The organism is Streptomyces sp. VTCC 41912 (assembly GCF_045799175.1).
In the GTDB taxonomy this organism is placed as follows: Bacteria; Actinomycetota; Actinomycetes; order Streptomycetales; family Streptomycetaceae; genus Streptomyces; species Streptomyces albulus_C.
Map to the genome: position 1 here is coordinate 1 of NZ_JBJMAB010000015.1, position 14,357 is coordinate 14,357.

A 14,357-nucleotide genomic window follows, 5' to 3' on the forward strand; every position below is an offset into this window, starting at 1 on the left:
GTCCGCTGCGCGGGGCTGTTGGGTGCGGTGACGGGCCTGCGGGGGTGGTGTGCAGGACTGCTGCGCTTTACGTCCTGCACACCACCCCCTCCGGCCCGCCACCTCCCGTTGGGGGGTGGGAAGGGCTGGGTGGGTGGTTGCGGTCGGTGGGGTGGTGCGGGGCGTGGAGAGGGGGTGGGGGCTGCGTGGAGGGGGCGGTGGCAGGATGGCGGCATGGTGACGGATCAGCCGTGGACGGGGCTCCACGGGGACCTTTTGAGGGTGAAGGACGCGGTGTACGACCGGGGCGGGTTCGCCTGCTCGCCGCCGGTGCCCGAACCGGAGGGTGTCGCGTACGCGGCCTGTGCGTTCACGTTGGACGGGCAGGCGGTCCGGTTCCGGGTCGCGAAGACCACGCCGGCGAAGGTCGGGCAGTTCGTCACCGTGTGGCAGCGGTCCGCGCAGGGGCCGATCCGGCCCTTCGACGTCGAGGACGGGGTGGACCTGTTCGTCATCAGCTGCCGGGACGACGGCGGCTTCGGTCAGTTCGTGTTCCCGCGCGAGGTGTTGTGCGGGCGGGACGTCGTCTCCCGCAACGGCTCCGGCGGGAAGCGCGGGTTCCGTGTCTATCCGCCGTGGGTGACGACGGCCAACCGGCAGGCGCGCAGCGCGCAGGCGTGGCAGGTGGACCACTTCCTCGACCTCGGTGCGCACGGCCCGGCCGATCTGACGCGCGCCCGGACCCTCTACCACCCCTAGCGTTCGCCGCTCTCGGCGGTCGGGCCGGTGGTCGGCGTCGCCGGGTGCTTCGCGTGCGCGGGGGCCGGTCAGACGAAGTGGAGGCGTTCGAGTTCGTCGCCGTCGGCCGGCCTGGTGTACAGGGCGCCGCCGTCCTGGGTCACGCGCTCCAGGTAGGCGTAGATCTGGAGGGCGCGGTTGATGGTGTCCGTCTTGGTGTCGCCGGTGAGTTTGACGGCCTGTTCGAGTGCGGCGGCCGCCTTCGGGGCGAGGTTGACGGTGATGCGGGTGGGGCCGGTGTTCTGCCACTCCTGGGCAGCGGCTCCCTTGGGCAAGGTGGACATGTGACGGCTTCCCCTTCGTCCGAACGTCCAGGGCCTGACCCGGTCAGACCCCAACGCCTCCACGATGCCCGGTCGTACATACACTGTCAAGCAATCGTATGTACGGGACGCGCATCATGACTGCATGGAGCGTGCGTTGCGCAGGAACGTCGTGCCGCGCCGCCGCGGGCGCGTGGGGGATGAGTAACAGTCATGTAAGAGCACGGAACGTCACGTTGATGTGCCTCGCCGGTGATCGCTAGCGTCGGGGCGTGAGCGGTTTAGAAGAGGGACGGCGGCTGAGGGGGGAAGGGCGGGACATGGGCACCACGGACCTCGACCTCAGCCTGGAAGAACCCAGCAACCGGGCGGACGCGGCCGTCCTCAAGGAGAGCACCGGGCTGACCTTCAGGTGGGAACTCGGCCCCGCCAAGATGGAGGTCGCCACCGACGAGGCCCAATCGATGTCGCCGTCCGCGATCGGCATCGCCATGCTGCTGCTGTCCGCGGGAAGCAGCGTGCCGGCGGTGGTCCTGGCGCTGGCCAACCAGGTGCTCCAGGCCCCCGCGGTGCTGATGGCCATCGGCTCGATCGCGCTGTTCCTGGTGGTCTTCGCCACCGGCACGCTGCTGATGCTGTACGGCGGGGCGGTGCCGAGGTCCCGGTCGGCCGCCGCGTCGGCGGACCGGCCGGCGCCGAGTCGGCGTCGGCGCATGCGCTGACGCCGGTCCCGCCCCCGCCGGGATCTCCCCGCGGGTGCCGGGACCGCGTGGTCACGGCCAGTTCGCCGCGAACGCCCGGGCCGGATTGGCGCACAGCATCCCCGCCACCGCCCCGGCGCCCACGGCGAGTTCCAGCCGCGGGCGGAGCCGGCGCAGCAGGTACGGCATGCCGGGGCCGCCGTTCACCGACCGGGCGCCGGCCGTCGTGGTGTCGCCGCCGAGCAGGATCCGGTCGGCGAACCCGGCGTCGCAGAGGGCCGCCACCGCGTCCGGGAGCCGCCAGTCCGTGGCGTGGTTGGCGCGCGACGGGCCGTCGAAGGCGAGGTACGCGCCGGCCTCGGCGGCCATCCGGTGCACCGCGGAGTCGGGGGAACGGTTGAGGTGGCCGAGGATCACCCGGTGGGGCGGGACGTCCAACGCGCCGCACAGCAGGTCGAGGACGTCCAGGGCCCCGGTGCCCAGCTCCAGGTGGATGCCGATGGTCGCGCCGGTCGCCCGGTGGGCCTCGGCGGCGGCCGTCATGGTGCGCCGGGCGTGCCGGTCCAGGCCGTGGAAGCCGCCGGCCACCTTGATCATGCCGGCCCGGGGACGGGCGTGCGGGGCGTCGTCGTGGTCGGGGCCGATGCCTTCGGTCAGTTCGGCGACGAAGAGCGCGGCCGGATCCGTCAGCCCGGCCAGGAACTCCGGGGCGTAGTGCGCCGCTTGGTGCAGTCCGGTCGCGGCGACGACGGTCACGCCCGACTCCCGCGCCAGGCGCGGCAGTTCGGTCGCCCGCCGGCCCATGCCGTGCGGCGTCCACTGGATCATCGCGGCGCCGCCGGCCGCCCGGAACGCGCGCAACTCGGCGGCGGCCGCCTCCGGGTCGGCCAGTTCCTGGCCCGGCAGCTGGGGGCTGGCGAGGAACAGGTGGTCGTGCGCGTCGCAGACGCCGAGCCGCTCGGGGGCGAGGTCCCCGAGGACGCTGCGGACGGTGGGGCCGGCGGACGGCTCGGTGCGGTGGCCGGGGGCGGTGGCGGGCGTCGTGATCACCACGTCCGCCCGACGCCGAGCCGGTCGGTGCCCGGCGCGGACAGGTGCAGCACGCGGAAGCGCGCCCCGCCCGCGGACTCGGGGACGGGGTCGCCCCAGAGGGTGAAGTGCACCAGCTCCCAGCCGCGGGGGTCCAGGCCCAGGGCGGTGGTGTGCACACCGTCCGCGGTCGCCAACTCCGCGTGCTCGGCGAGCCCGTCCTCCACGGCGCTCGCCACGTCGACGCCTTCCGGGAGCGGCACGGTCCGCTGGGTGAAGGAGTCGGGGACGCGGTCGGCCGCCGGCCCCGGGCGGTGGTACAGGCCCTGCCAGGTGCGGACCGTCGGCCGTCCGAAGTCGCGGACCACACCGCGGAACCCGTCGCCGGTCAGGAAGCGGTTCATGCCCTCCTGGTCGGCCCAGAGGTAGAACGGGGCGTACTGGTTGACCGGGGAGCCGTCGGTGCCGCGCTCCCGGATGCCGTACGCCTTGAGGCCGAGGCCCGCGAAGTCGTCGAGCAGGTGGCCCTTGGTCCGCACGCGGCGGCGGATGACCTCCATGTCGTAGTCGGCGGGCAGCGTGACGCGGTATTGCATGGCGTGCATGGGGCTCCGTAGGGGAGGGGGCGGGGCGGATGCGTCAGGGGGTGACGGGTGGGGGTGGTGTGGCGTGCGTGGCCAAGAGGGCCAGCAGGCCGTGCACCGCGGCGTCGAACGGCGCGGGGTCCTCGGCGGCCCGGGCCAGCACGTAGCCGCCCTGGACGACGGCGGCGACGCTCGCCGCGGTGGCCGCCGGGTCGAGACCGGCGGCCAGTTCACCGCGGCGTTGCCCCTCGGCGAGGACCTCGGTGATCCGCCGCCGGAGCCAGGCGAACATCGCGTCCAACGGGGCCCGCAGCGCGGGGTCCTGCACCACGTCGCGGTCCTGCGTCATCCGCCCGATCGGGCAGCCGCGCAGCACCTGCCGCTCCCGCAGGAGGTAGGCCGCCACCCGGTCGTACGCCGTGCCCGGGGCGGTGAGGATCTCGTCGGTCGCCGTGCGCATGTCCTCGGCGGTGCGCCGGATCGCCGCCAGCGCGAGGTCGGACTTGCCGGCGAAGTGGTGGTACATGCTGCCCTGGCCCACCCCCGCGCGCTGGAGGATCGCCTTGGGGCTGGTGCCGACGTAGCCGCGCTCCCACAGGAGTTCCCGGGTGCTGGTCACGAGCCGTTCCTGCGTGCTGGACGGGGCGGTGCCGACCGCTGTGCCGTCGTCCTGGTTGCTGCCCATGCCGCGACTGTACATACCAGTAGTTACAAAGATCAAGAGTGGAGCCGGCGACGGCGGGGCTCGCGTACCTCCTGCTCCGGTGGGCGTACCTCCGCCGGCGTACGGGGAGTGCCGCCGGGCGTACGACGACGCGCGGGCCCGCGCCGAGGAGTCTCGAAGGCAGGCAGTCGGCGCGCCGCCACCCGGTCCACGGGCGGCCGGCACCCGGCACGTCCCGTCAAGGAGTGGACCCCCATGAACGCACTGGCAGCACACTGGTCCGGCGGCGGCCCGGGCCCCTGGATCCTGTTCGTCCCGCTCGTCTGGGCCGCGGTGGTCGCCGGCGTGGTGACCCTGCTGCGCCGCACCGTGTGGCGGCACGGCGGCCCCGGTCGGGCCTTCCGCGGCCCGTGGCCCGGTGCCCGGCCCGCGGCCGGCGGCGACGCCCCGACCCCGATCGCCGTCCTCGGCCGCCGGTTCGCCGCCGGCGAGATCGACGAGGAGGAGTACTGGCGCCGGCTGTCCGTGCTGGAGGAGCACTTCGGCGGCGGCCGCAAGGCCGGCCCGGCCTGACGCGCGGTGCCCGCGGTCAGCCGACCCGCGCGCTCCGACTCCGGGGCCGGGGGTCGGCACCCGCCTCCTCCACCGGGGCGGGGGCCCAGTGCGGGTGCAGCGCCCGGGCCTCCTCCGGCGCGCTCGTCAGCGCGGGGAGGGTGAACCAGACGACCTTGCCCTGGGCGTGCGGGCGCACTCCCCAGTCCTCGCTGAGCGCCGCGATCAGGGCCAACCCGCGACCGCAGGTCTCCCAGCTGGCGGCGGCCCGCAGGCGCGGCATCCGGGGATCGAGGTCGTGCACCGAGACCGTCAACTGGTCCAGCAGCACGCACAGTTCGACGGTGCACTGCTTGCTGGGCCGGGCGTGCCGGTGGACGTTGGCGAGGAGTTCGGTCACCCCGAGGGCGGCCGGATCGACCAGGGCGTCGAGGTGCCAGTACCGCAGCTGCGCGGAGACGATCCTGCGCACGTGCCCGATCCGGGCCGGGACGGCCTGGACTTCCACCGTGCAGTGTCTGCTGGGCTGCCTGATCACGACCGCGACTCCCTGATGAGGCCGGGCACCCCTCGTACCGGGGAGGGGCGAAGATCGGAACCGGCGATGCCCGCTGCCCAACAGCGTCATCGCTGGTGAACCCTCAGTGATACGTGTCCAGAGTCGTGCAGCCGGTGCACCCCCGCAACCGCACCACCCCGGCCGCACCCGGCGTTCACGCGCGTGGCCGACGCGCGGCCTCCACCGCGTTGAGGAAGCGGTCGCGGGCGCCCAGGGTCAGCGAGTAGCGGTTGCCGTTGAGGACGGCGAGCGCGCGGTCCCGGGCCGCGAAGAGCGGTTTGTGGGCCTCCACCGCGCCGAGCGGGGCGCTGTCGATCTCCGTGCCGTAGCTGGTCAGCAGCGACAGCCGGCCGCCGCTGATGCGGACCTGCCCCGCTCTGGTCAGTGAGCGCAACGCCCGCTCGATCCGCACGCCGGTCGCGTTGTACTCCGACTCCGCCATCGTCACCACTTCCCGATGTCGTGGGCGGGTGCCGTCCACCGCCCCCCTAGGGAAGTTTGCCGCCACTGCGCGCCGTTCACCAGTGCCGTATGGGGCGCAGAGGCGCACAACACCCTTCCCCCAGGCCCTCCTTGGGGGCCCTCAAAGGGTTGTTTATGCAGGTGAGAAGCGTGCGCCGGGTGGTTATAGTCGAAACCTGCCCGGCCTTGCGGGCGGGCCCGTACACCCTGGAGGAGCGCGCCGGTGAGCACCGCACAACAGCCGCAGAGCCGGCCCGGACACCCCGGACACCCCGGACCCCAGGACGCGGCCCGCACGCCGCGCCCCTCGGTCCTGCCGACCGTCGACGTGGACCGCTCGGATCCGGACTACCGGGACTGGCTCAAAGAGGCCGTCCGCAAGGTCCAGGCGGACGCCAACCGCACCGCCGACACCCACCTGCTGCGCTTCCCGTTGCCCGAGGAGTGGGGCATCGACCTCTACCTCAAGGACGAGTCGACGCACCCCACCGGCAGCCTCAAGCACCGGCTGGCCCGCTCCCTGTTCCTCTACGGGCTGTGCAACGGCTGGATCCGCCCCGGGAAGCCGGTGATCGAGTCCTCCAGCGGTTCCACGGCCGTCTCCGAGGCGTACTTCGCCTCGCTGATCGGCGTCCCGTTCATCGCGGTGATGCCGGCCACCACCAGCCGGGAGAAGACCCGACTGATCGAGTTCCACGGCGGCACCTGCCACCTGGTCCAGGACCCGCGGACGGTCTACGAGGTGTCCGCCCGGCTCGCCGCCGAGTCCGGCGGGCACTACATGGACCAGTTCACCTACGCCGAGCGGGCCACGGACTGGCGCGGCAACAACAACATCGCCGAGTCGATCTACGAGCAACTGCGGCTGGAGCGCTACCCCGAGCCCACCTGGATCGTCGCCACCGCCGGCACCGGCGGCACCTCCGCGACCATCGCCCGCTACGTGCACTACATGCAGTACGACACCCGGATCTGCGTCCCCGACCCGGAGAACTCCTGCTTCTTCGACGGCTGGCTCACCGGCGACGCGGCGACCGACTGCGCGACCGCCTCCCGTATCGAGGGCATCGGCCGGCCGCGCATGGAGCCGAGCTTCGTGCCCGGTGCGATCGACCGGATGATGAAGGTCCCGGACGCGGCGAGCATCGCCACGGTCCGCGCACTGGAGCGGGCGATCGGCCGCAAGGCGGGCGGCTCGACCGGCACCGGGCTGTGGAGCGCCCTGAAGATCGTCGCGGAGATGGTCGCCGAGGGCCGGACCGGGTCCGTGGTGACGCTGCTGTGCGACCCGGGCGACCGCTACCTCGACAAGTACTACTCCGACGACTGGCTGGCCGAGCAGGGGCTCGACATCGCCCCCTACACCCGGACCGTCGAGCACTTCCTGGCCACCGGTTCCTGGGACGCCTGAGCCGGACCCGGCCCGCGCGTCAGCCGCCCGCGAGCCGCCGGTCCAGCGCCCGCACCGAATCGCGGAAGGAGCGCGCCAGGGCCGGCCGGGCCATCGGCATCAGCCAGCGGAACGCCGCCGGACCGTCCGCCGCGAACGTCCACCGCAGCCGGGTCCCGGTGCCGGCCGGCGTCAGCCGCCAGTCCTCCACCAGGGCGCGCAGCACGGGGGCGTTGGTGCTGTCGACCCGGTAGGCGTAGCGCGTGCCCGGGTCGCTCACCAGCACCGTCTCGTCGAAGTGCGTGCCGCCGGTCAGCAGCACGTCGCGGCCCTGGCCGTCGCGGGTCGGCGCCGCCCGTGCCACACCGGTGAACCAGTCGGCCCAGCCCGGTACGTCGCCCGCCAGCGCGGCGTAGACGGTCTGGGGCGGCGCGGCGGTCTCGGCGGTGAACACCAGCCGCAGCGGGGCCGATTCGACGAAGTCGAGCTCGACGGGGCGGAGCCGTCGGGACATGGGACGAGCACCTCCTGGGGGACGGGGCTGACCTGCGCCGGACACCCTAGCTGACGCGAAATCAGTCGTCCGCGTCGGCCACCGGCTCGCCCGCCACCACCAGCTCCGTCGGCCGGTCGGCGAACTCCGCCCGCGCCGCGGCGGACAGCCCGGCATCCGTCACCAGCACGTCCACGTCGTCCAGCGCGGCGAACGAACTCAGGCCGACCGTGCCCCACTTGGTGTGGTCGGCGACCACCACCACCCGGCGTGCGGAGCGCACGAAGTGCCGGTTGGTCTCCGCCTCCGCGAGATTGGGGGTGGACAGCCCCGCCTCCACCGATATGCCGTGCACCCCGAGGAAGAGCAGGTCGAAGTGGAGCGAGCGGATCGCGGCGTCCGCCACCGGGCCGACCAGGGTGTCCGAGGGCGTACGCATCCCGCCCGTCAGCACCACCGTCGCGGCCTCGGCCGGCGGGCGCCCGTCGCCGCCGCTGGCCGCGGCCCGCTGGGCGTTGTAGAACACGTCGGCCACCCGCACCGAATTCGTCACCACCGTCAGCTCCGGCACCTCCAGCAGCCGCTGCGCCAGCGCGTACGCCGTCGTGCCGCCGGCCAGGGCGATCGCGCTGCCCGGCACCGCCAGTTCGGCCGCGGCCTTGGCGATCTCGGCCTTGGCACTCGGCTCCAGCCCCGACTTGACCTCGAAGCCCGGCTCGTGCGTGCTGGGCTCGCTCACCGGGAGCGCACCGCCGTGCACCTTCTCGATCATGCCCTGGCGGGCCAGTGCGTCCAGATCGCGACGGACCGTCATGTCGGAGACGTTCAGCCGGCGGGTGAGTTCGTTGACCCGCACGCCGCCCCGCCGCCGGACCTCTTCGAGGATCAGCGCCCGCCGCTGCTCCGCGAGGAGATTCTGGTTGTCGCCCACCGCGGCCCGTCCCTTCCGCCCCGGCTCACCGCCCCGGGTCCCTGCGCCGGCTCTGCGCCGCCTGCGATCTCTGGTGCCCTCATCCTCGCACGAGGGTCCGACGGCGGCCCCGGTCCGGGGACGCCGCGTCCACCGAGCACAACCGCCGCGCCGGGAACCGCAACCCGGGTGCGCGGGCTCCCAGAAGGGGGGAACAATTCCGGGGAGGGCGCACCGCACGACCGACCGCACCCGCCCGGAACCACACCACGCACCGCACCGCACTGACATCGGGGGAGAGCCAGTGGAGACCGCGGCCACCACCACATCACCACCCGCCCGCGCAGCGCAGCCGGGCCCGCAGACCGCACCGCCACCCACCACCGCACCGCAACCGCAGCTCGCCCTGGAACTCCTCGTCCACGGGGTGGGCGGCACGACGCCGCAGGAGATGCTCGGCGACCCGCGCGTCCAGCGGATCACCGGCGACGACACCGCCGCCTGCTACCGCCGCACCGACGACGCGGACGCCGAGCAGCGGCCCGAGGACTTCCGGACCCGCCCCGTCCGCGAGGCGTACTGCTGGTCCAACCTCACCTCCGGCAACGGCGCCCGCGCGCTCTGGCTGATCCTGCTGCCCTTCATGGTCGCCAACCTCGCGCACTGGATGCGCCCGGCCGCCCCGCCCGACCACCGCGGGCAGCGGATCTACGACCTCCTGGTGCGGCTGCTCGCCCTGAGCCTCACCGTCCTGCTGGCCGCGGCCGCCTGCGAGGTCGCCCTCGACCTCAGCGCCTGGCAGTGCGCCGGCACCCCGGTCTGCGTCACCGGCAAGTCCTGGCTGGGCTTCCTCAACCCCGCGGCCGGGGGCTGGTGGAGCACCCCGGGCCGCCGGCTGGTCCTCGCCTGCGTGCTGCCGCTGACCGTCATCGGCTTCCTGTGGTGGCTCTCGCACCGCACCTGGAGCGCCTACGAGTCCGCCTCGCCACCGCCGCGGCGCCCCGGCGCCTCCCGCGACACCCCCGCCCACGAACGCACCGCGCTCGGCCTCGACGGCTTCTGGTACGGCCGCCGGCTGGTCGCCCGGCTGCGCGCCGCGCACACCACAGCCGGCGTGCTGACCGTCACCGCCGCCCTGCTCGTGGCGTCCCTGCGCGCCGACCGGCGGGCCGGCGCCGGCCCGCTCACCGCCGTCGGCCAGACCCTGAGCGGGCTCCTGCTGCTGCTCGCCGCGGTCACCCTGGCCGTCGTCTGGCGCACCGCCCGGAGCGAAGCGGCCCGCGACGAGGAGTCCGACCGGTTCGCGGTCCGGGCGCTGCCGTACGCCGCGCTGGCCGCGTTCGCGCTCACCGCCGGCTACGCGGGCTGGGCGCGCCCGGCGGCCCACAGCGCCGGCCCGCTGCCCGGGGTCGCGGCGTTCGGCGGGATCGCCGTCTGCCAGGGCGCGCTGGTACTGGCCCTCGCGGTGACGGCCTGGTTCCTCCAGCGCGCCTCCCAGGACGAGGCCCGCACCGCGCTGCGCGGCATGGGCGGCCCGGCCGTGGCGCTGCTGTCCTGCGCGGTCGCCGGGGTGCTGTCCGGGGGCGTGGCCCAGCGGTTCGCGGACTGGATCGACGGGCCGGCCACGCCCGGTCAGCTGCACGCGCCGATCCCCGGGCCGCCGGTGCTGCTCTCCTGGCAGGCGTCGGTCCTGCCCGCCCTGTTGCTCGTGGTCGCCGTCGTCGTCGCGCTGGCCGGGATCCGGGTGCTGGTCGTCCGCAAGCAGGTCGCCGCGGACGTGCCCGGTCTCTACGACCCGCGAGAGCGCCCCGACGGCTTGCGCACCGAACGCATCGCGGGCACCATCGCCCGCGCCGGGCTGACCGACGCGGCCCCCGTCCTGGTGGCCGCCATCGCCGCCGTCACCCTCTTCCTGGGCGCCGGTGCGGTGGCCGGTGCCTGGGTCACCGACCTGGCCCCCGGCCGGGCCGCCGAGGGCGCGGCGCCGTTCGTGCACGCCGCCGCCGAGACCGCCGAGGCCCTCGGCTCCTGGTTGATGGGCGCCGGGGTGATCCTGCTGCTCACCATGGGCCGGCGCGCCTACCGCGACCATTCCGCGCGCCGCACCATCGGCATCCTCTGGGACGTCGGCACCTTCTGGCCGCGCGCCGCGCACCCCTTCGCGCCGCCCTGCTACGCCGAGCGCGCCGTCCCCGACCTGACCTGGCGGATGGCCACCTGGACCGAGCAGTGCGACGGCCGGTTGGTGCTCTCCGGCCACTCCCAGGGCAGCGTGCTGGCCGCGGCCGCCGTCTGGCAACTGGACCTCGTCACCCGCAGCCGGGTCGCCCTGCTCACCTACGGCAGCCCGTTGGAACGCCTCTACGGACGCTGGTTCCCCGCCTACTTCGGCCCGCCCGCGCTCACCGGACTGCACCGCGAGATGGACGACTGGCGCAACCTGTGGCGCTTCACCGACCCGATCGGCGGCCCCATCCGGCTCACCAGCGAGGACGGCCGGGCCGTCGACGAGGGACCGCTGCGCGACCCGCTCGCCTTCGGGCGCACCCTGCAGAACCCGCTCCCCGCCCAGATCCTGGGCCACGGCGACTACCAGGCCGACCCGGTCTTCGACCGGGTGCGCGCCGACCTGCTCGCCCGGCTGGAGCCGGGCATCCCGGGCAGCCGCACCAACGAGGCCGGTTCTCAGGGGAGTTCGGGCAGGTCCTCGGCGTAGAGGAGGGTCAGGTCGTCGGTGCTCGGGTCGTCGAGCGCCGCGACCCGGCCCGCGTGCCGCTCGACCATCGCCTCGAACGTCTGCCGCGCGGTCCGGCCGTTGCCGAACGACGGGCCCTTGGGCAGCGTGGTGAAGTACTTGAGCAGCGCCTCGCCGGCGCCGTCGGCGAGGCGGTACTCGTGCTCCTCGCCCTGCTGCTCGACGATCCTCAGCAGCTCCTCCGGGGCGTAGTCGCCGAACCTGATGGTGCGGGAGAAGCGCGAGGAGATGCCCGGGTTGACGGCCAGGAACCGCTCCATCTCCGCGGTGTAGCCGGCCACGATCACCACCACCGCGTCCCGGTGGTCCTCCATCAGCTTCACCAGGGTGTCGATGGCCTCCTTGCCGAAGTCCCGCCCGGAGTCCTCGGGGGAGAGGGCGTACGCCTCGTCGACGAACAGCACCCCGCCGCGCGCCCGGTCGAACGCCTCCTGCGTGCGGATCGCCGTCGAACCGATGTGCTCGCCCACCAGGTCCACCCGCGACACCTCCACCAGGTGCCCGCGCTCCAGCACCCCCAGGGAGTGCAGGATCTCGCCGTAGAGCCGGGCCACCGTGGTCTTGCCGGTACCGGGGGAGCCGGTGAACACCAGGTGCCGGCGGGCCGAGGCGGCCTTCAGACCGGCCTCCTGCCGGCGCCGCCCCACCTCGATCATGTTGATCAGGGTGCGCACCTCCCGCTTGACGCTGTCCAACCCCACAAGGGTGTCCAGCTCGCCCAGCACCTCCTCCGAGGGCCGGCCGGGCACCGGCGTCTCCGCGGGCTCGGCGGCGGCCGGGGCCGAGCGCGGTGCCGGGACGTTGCCCAGCAGCCCGGCGGTCTGGGTCGCCTGCTGCACCGTCGGCGCGGTCACCGTCGGCGCCTGCGTGGTGCGGCTCTCGTCGCTGGTGCAGTCCTCGACGGTGGGGCCGGCGCCGGTGCCGTGCGCGTCGGCGAACTCGTAACCGCCGCGCGCACAGCGCTCCGTGCGGCACCGGGTCAGCGTCGTCCGGCAGCCGTCGATCACGTGGAAGCCGAAGCCGGAACTGCCGGTGACCCGGCAGTTGTGGAAGGTGCCCCGCCCCTCCGCCGAGACGTAGAAGCCGGCCTCGGCCGGCGAACTGACCGTGCAGCCCTCGATGTTCGGGTCGGCGCCCTTGGTGACGATGACGCCGGTCTGCGCCCCGTCGATCGTGCAGTTGGCGAGCGTGCCGCCGCTGCCGTGGTCGCGGAACCACGCACCGGTCGAGGTCTCCCGGATCCGGCAGTCGTCGAGTTGGACGGTGGCGCCGTCGCTCACCGACACCGCGGTGTTGCGGACCTGTGCGAGGTCGCAGTCCACGACGTCCGCCCGGGAACCCCGGTCCAGGACGAACAGCGCGTCGGGGACGTCGTGCACCCGCGTCGAGTCCAGCACCGCGGTCGCGCCGTCGCTGACCCACACCGCCGGGTAGTCGCCGGTGCTGTCGTGGATCTCGCACTGGTTGGCGTCCACCCGGGTGCCCGGGTCCCACACCGACAGGCCGTTCCGGCCGAAGTGCCGCACGGTGCTGCGGGTCAGCGTCAGCACCGACCGGGACCGCAGGTCCACGGCGTTCTCCGGGACGTCGTGGATGTCGCAGTCGGCGAGGGTCAGCACCGCATCGGTGTCCAACGTGACGCCGTCGGCCGTGGTGCGGTGCACCGTGCAGTCGGTGAGGTGGCCGGTGGCCCGGGCCGCGACCTGGATGCCGGCGCCCTTGATCTCGTACAGCTCGCAGCCGACCGCCTCGATCGCGGTGCCGTCACCGGTCAGCGACAGCCCCGCACCCGAGGCGTGGTGGATCCGGCAGTTCTCCAACCGCGGATGGGCGCCGCCGCGCACCGCCACCCCTGCCTGACCGGCCGCCATCACCTCGCACTCCTCGAAGAGCCCGCCGGCGCCGTCCAGGACGCTGATGCCGACCCCGCCGGCGTTGTCGACCGTGCAGCGCCGCACCGTCGGCCGGGCCCCGCCGCGCACCTCGATCCCGGCCGCCGACCGGGTCACCACCCGGATGTCGGCCAGTTCGGGGGCGCCGTCCTCCACGAGCAGCGCCGGCGACGCCGAGTCGGTCGCCTCCAGGTGCAGGTCGTGGACGGTGGCCGAGGCCCGTATCGTCAGCGCCACCCCGTCGGCCGGCGCGATCCGCACCGACCCGCGCGCCCCCTCCGGACCGCGCAGCGTCACCGCCCGCTGGAGCACCAGGTTCTCCCGGTACGTCCCCGCCGGCACGGTCAGCACGTCGCCGTCCCCGGCGGCTTCCACGGCGGCGGCGAGCGAGCTGTACTCACCCGTGCGGCGCCGCCAACGCGATGTTCCGGAGTGCGTCACCTGGACCGAGCCCTGAGCCATGGCGGTGTCGTGTCCCCACTTCGTACGGCAGATGTCGCCCCGGCCGCCATCCGTCCGCGGATGTCCGCTTTGAGGTCTGCGGGGCACCAGCCGAGAGGCTGGATGCACCACCGTAGCGCGCCCGGGGGGCGCCAGTTGACACGGTCCACCGCCTGGTCAGCCACGCCTCAACTCCCGGCGCCGGCCCGGCCCCAGTCCTGTCCGGCGCGGGCCCAGGCCGCGTCCCAACGCCGGAACCGACGGGCCATCAGCCGCCGTACGACCAACCGTCGGCCGCCCTCTACCAGCGCGCCGGTCGCCGCCGCCGCGCCCCCGCCGGCCAGCACCGCGTGCGCCGCCGCGGTGCCCTCGTCCATCGGCCGGGTCACCGCCCGGCCCTGTGCGTCGGCCCAGATCCGGAACCGGTCGCCGGCGTCCGCCGGGCGCGGCGCGGTCACCTCCCCGCTCCGCCGGCGGCCGTCCGGTCCCGGCCAGTGGGCGAGGACCCGCAGGTGCGCGTCGCGCTGCGGGGCGGTCTCGGGGTCCGGGTCGGCGGGGACGTCGGACGCCGGCCCGTCCGCTGTCGCCCACACCAGGTGGCGCTGGTGCTGCTGGAGCCGGACGGCCTCCAGGAGCGCGCCGTGCGCGGCCCGGCCGGTGAACCAGCCGGCGGCGGGCGCCCCGACCGCGATCAGCACGGCGGCGGCCAGCGCCAACCAGGCTTCCAACCGATCGGTTCCGCGGCGCAGCGGATTGCGCCGCCAGCGCCAGATGCCCTTGACCGCCCGCATCGTGCCCCCTCTCGTCGTCCGTGCACACCACGGCGCGGGATGCCGGTGCGTCCCCGTCGCGAACGCCGCCCCGGCCGCCCCGCCCGGCCGCCAA

General features: G+C 74.4%; 15 protein-coding genes. 5 read left to right on the forward strand and 10 right to left on the reverse strand.

The genetic code is table 11. From position 1 onward, the window contains the following. The first annotated feature begins 213 nt into the window (after positions 1 to 213). Positions 214 to 738, forward strand: coding sequence for a MepB family protein (locus ACJ6WD_RS21440; protein ID WP_407616340.1), 525 nt, complete (start codon positions 214 to 216; stop codon positions 736 to 738). A 68-nt stretch (positions 739 to 806) separates the two neighbouring features. On the opposite strand, the gene ACJ6WD_RS21445 is transcribed toward ACJ6WD_RS21440, so the two are convergent. Further along, positions 807 to 1,061 carry a hypothetical protein gene (locus ACJ6WD_RS21445; protein WP_233659586.1) on the reverse strand — a complete coding sequence of 85 codons (255 nt, stop codon included), beginning with the start codon at positions 1,059 to 1,061 and terminating at the stop codon, positions 807 to 809. Between the two features lie 299 nt (positions 1,062 to 1,360). On the opposite strand from ACJ6WD_RS21445, the gene ACJ6WD_RS21450 reads away from it, so the two are divergent. Next, the gene (locus ACJ6WD_RS21450) at positions 1,361 to 1,762 is read left to right on the forward strand and encodes a hypothetical protein (protein ID WP_233659587.1); all 402 of its coding nucleotides are present in this window, start codon (positions 1,361 to 1,363) and stop codon (positions 1,760 to 1,762) included. A gap of 51 nt (positions 1,763 to 1,813) precedes the next feature. Here ACJ6WD_RS21450 and ACJ6WD_RS21455 read toward each other — a convergent pair whose 3' ends face one another. From ACJ6WD_RS21455 to ACJ6WD_RS21465, 3 genes are read right to left on the reverse strand one after another with little or no spacing between them, the layout of a single operon-like run. Next, positions 1,814 to 2,791, reverse strand: coding sequence for a phosphotriesterase (locus tag ACJ6WD_RS21455; RefSeq protein WP_376557904.1), 978 nt, complete (start codon positions 2,789 to 2,791; stop codon positions 1,814 to 1,816). After that, positions 2,788 to 3,375, reverse strand: coding sequence for a DUF4865 family protein (locus ACJ6WD_RS21460; RefSeq protein WP_407616341.1), 588 nt, complete (start codon positions 3,373 to 3,375; stop codon positions 2,788 to 2,790). The genes ACJ6WD_RS21455 and ACJ6WD_RS21460 overlap by 4 nt, the downstream gene beginning before the upstream one ends. A 34-nt stretch (positions 3,376 to 3,409) precedes the next feature. After that, on the reverse strand, positions 3,410 to 4,039 hold the full coding sequence (locus tag ACJ6WD_RS21465; protein WP_233659589.1) for a TetR/AcrR family transcriptional regulator: 630 nt from the start codon (positions 4,037 to 4,039) through the stop codon (positions 3,410 to 3,412). A 234-nt stretch (positions 4,040 to 4,273) separates the two neighbouring features. Between ACJ6WD_RS21465 and ACJ6WD_RS21470 the strand changes: the two genes are divergently transcribed. Then, complete coding sequence (locus tag ACJ6WD_RS21470; protein WP_016579175.1) at positions 4,274 to 4,591, forward strand: SHOCT domain-containing protein; 318 nt, start codon at positions 4,274 to 4,276, stop codon at positions 4,589 to 4,591. Between the two features lie 16 nt (positions 4,592 to 4,607). On the opposite strand, the gene ACJ6WD_RS21475 is transcribed toward ACJ6WD_RS21470, so the two are convergent. Together ACJ6WD_RS21475 and ACJ6WD_RS21480 are read right to left on the reverse strand one after the other, a co-directional pair. After that, positions 4,608 to 5,108, reverse strand: a complete 501-nt coding sequence (locus ACJ6WD_RS21475; RefSeq protein ID WP_233659590.1) for an ATP-binding protein — start codon at positions 5,106 to 5,108, stop codon at positions 4,608 to 4,610. A gap of 175 nt (positions 5,109 to 5,283) precedes the next feature. Continuing rightward, positions 5,284 to 5,571: a hypothetical protein gene (locus ACJ6WD_RS21480; protein ID WP_233659591.1), complete on the reverse strand. Its 288-nt coding sequence runs from the start codon at positions 5,569 to 5,571 to the stop codon at positions 5,284 to 5,286. Between the two features lie 333 nt (positions 5,572 to 5,904). On the opposite strand from ACJ6WD_RS21480, the gene ACJ6WD_RS21485 reads away from it, so the two are divergent. Then, on the forward strand, positions 5,905 to 7,002 hold the full coding sequence (locus ACJ6WD_RS21485; protein WP_233659692.1) for a PLP-dependent cysteine synthase family protein: 1,098 nt from the start codon (positions 5,905 to 5,907) through the stop codon (positions 7,000 to 7,002). A 19-nt stretch (positions 7,003 to 7,021) separates the two neighbouring features. On the opposite strand, the gene ACJ6WD_RS21490 is transcribed toward ACJ6WD_RS21485, so the two are convergent. Both ACJ6WD_RS21490 and ACJ6WD_RS21495 read right to left on the reverse strand, forming a co-directional pair. Continuing rightward, positions 7,022 to 7,495, reverse strand: a complete 474-nt coding sequence (locus ACJ6WD_RS21490; RefSeq protein ID WP_233659592.1) for an SRPBCC family protein — start codon at positions 7,493 to 7,495, stop codon at positions 7,022 to 7,024. A gap of 61 nt (positions 7,496 to 7,556) precedes the next feature. Further along, on the reverse strand, positions 7,557 to 8,405 hold the full coding sequence (locus tag ACJ6WD_RS21495; protein ID WP_233659593.1) for a DeoR/GlpR family DNA-binding transcription regulator: 849 nt from the start codon (positions 8,403 to 8,405) through the stop codon (positions 7,557 to 7,559). A gap of 283 nt (positions 8,406 to 8,688) precedes the next feature. Between ACJ6WD_RS21495 and ACJ6WD_RS21500 the strand changes: the two genes are divergently transcribed. After that, a complete protein-coding gene (locus tag ACJ6WD_RS21500; protein ID WP_407616342.1) occupies positions 8,689 to 11,100 on the forward strand; it encodes a hypothetical protein in 2,412 nt (803 codons plus the stop codon). Here the strand turns inward: ACJ6WD_RS21500 and ACJ6WD_RS21505 are convergent. Then, entirely contained in the window at positions 11,070 to 13,493 is a 2,424-nt protein-coding gene (locus ACJ6WD_RS21505) for a right-handed parallel beta-helix repeat-containing protein (RefSeq protein ID WP_233659595.1), read from the reverse strand. The genes ACJ6WD_RS21500 and ACJ6WD_RS21505 overlap by 31 nt on opposite strands. Before the next feature lie 167 nt (positions 13,494 to 13,660). Further along, positions 13,661 to 14,263, reverse strand: coding sequence for a hypothetical protein (locus tag ACJ6WD_RS21510; RefSeq protein WP_376557898.1), 603 nt, complete (start codon positions 14,261 to 14,263; stop codon positions 13,661 to 13,663). Between the last annotated feature and the right edge of the window lie 94 nt (positions 14,264 to 14,357).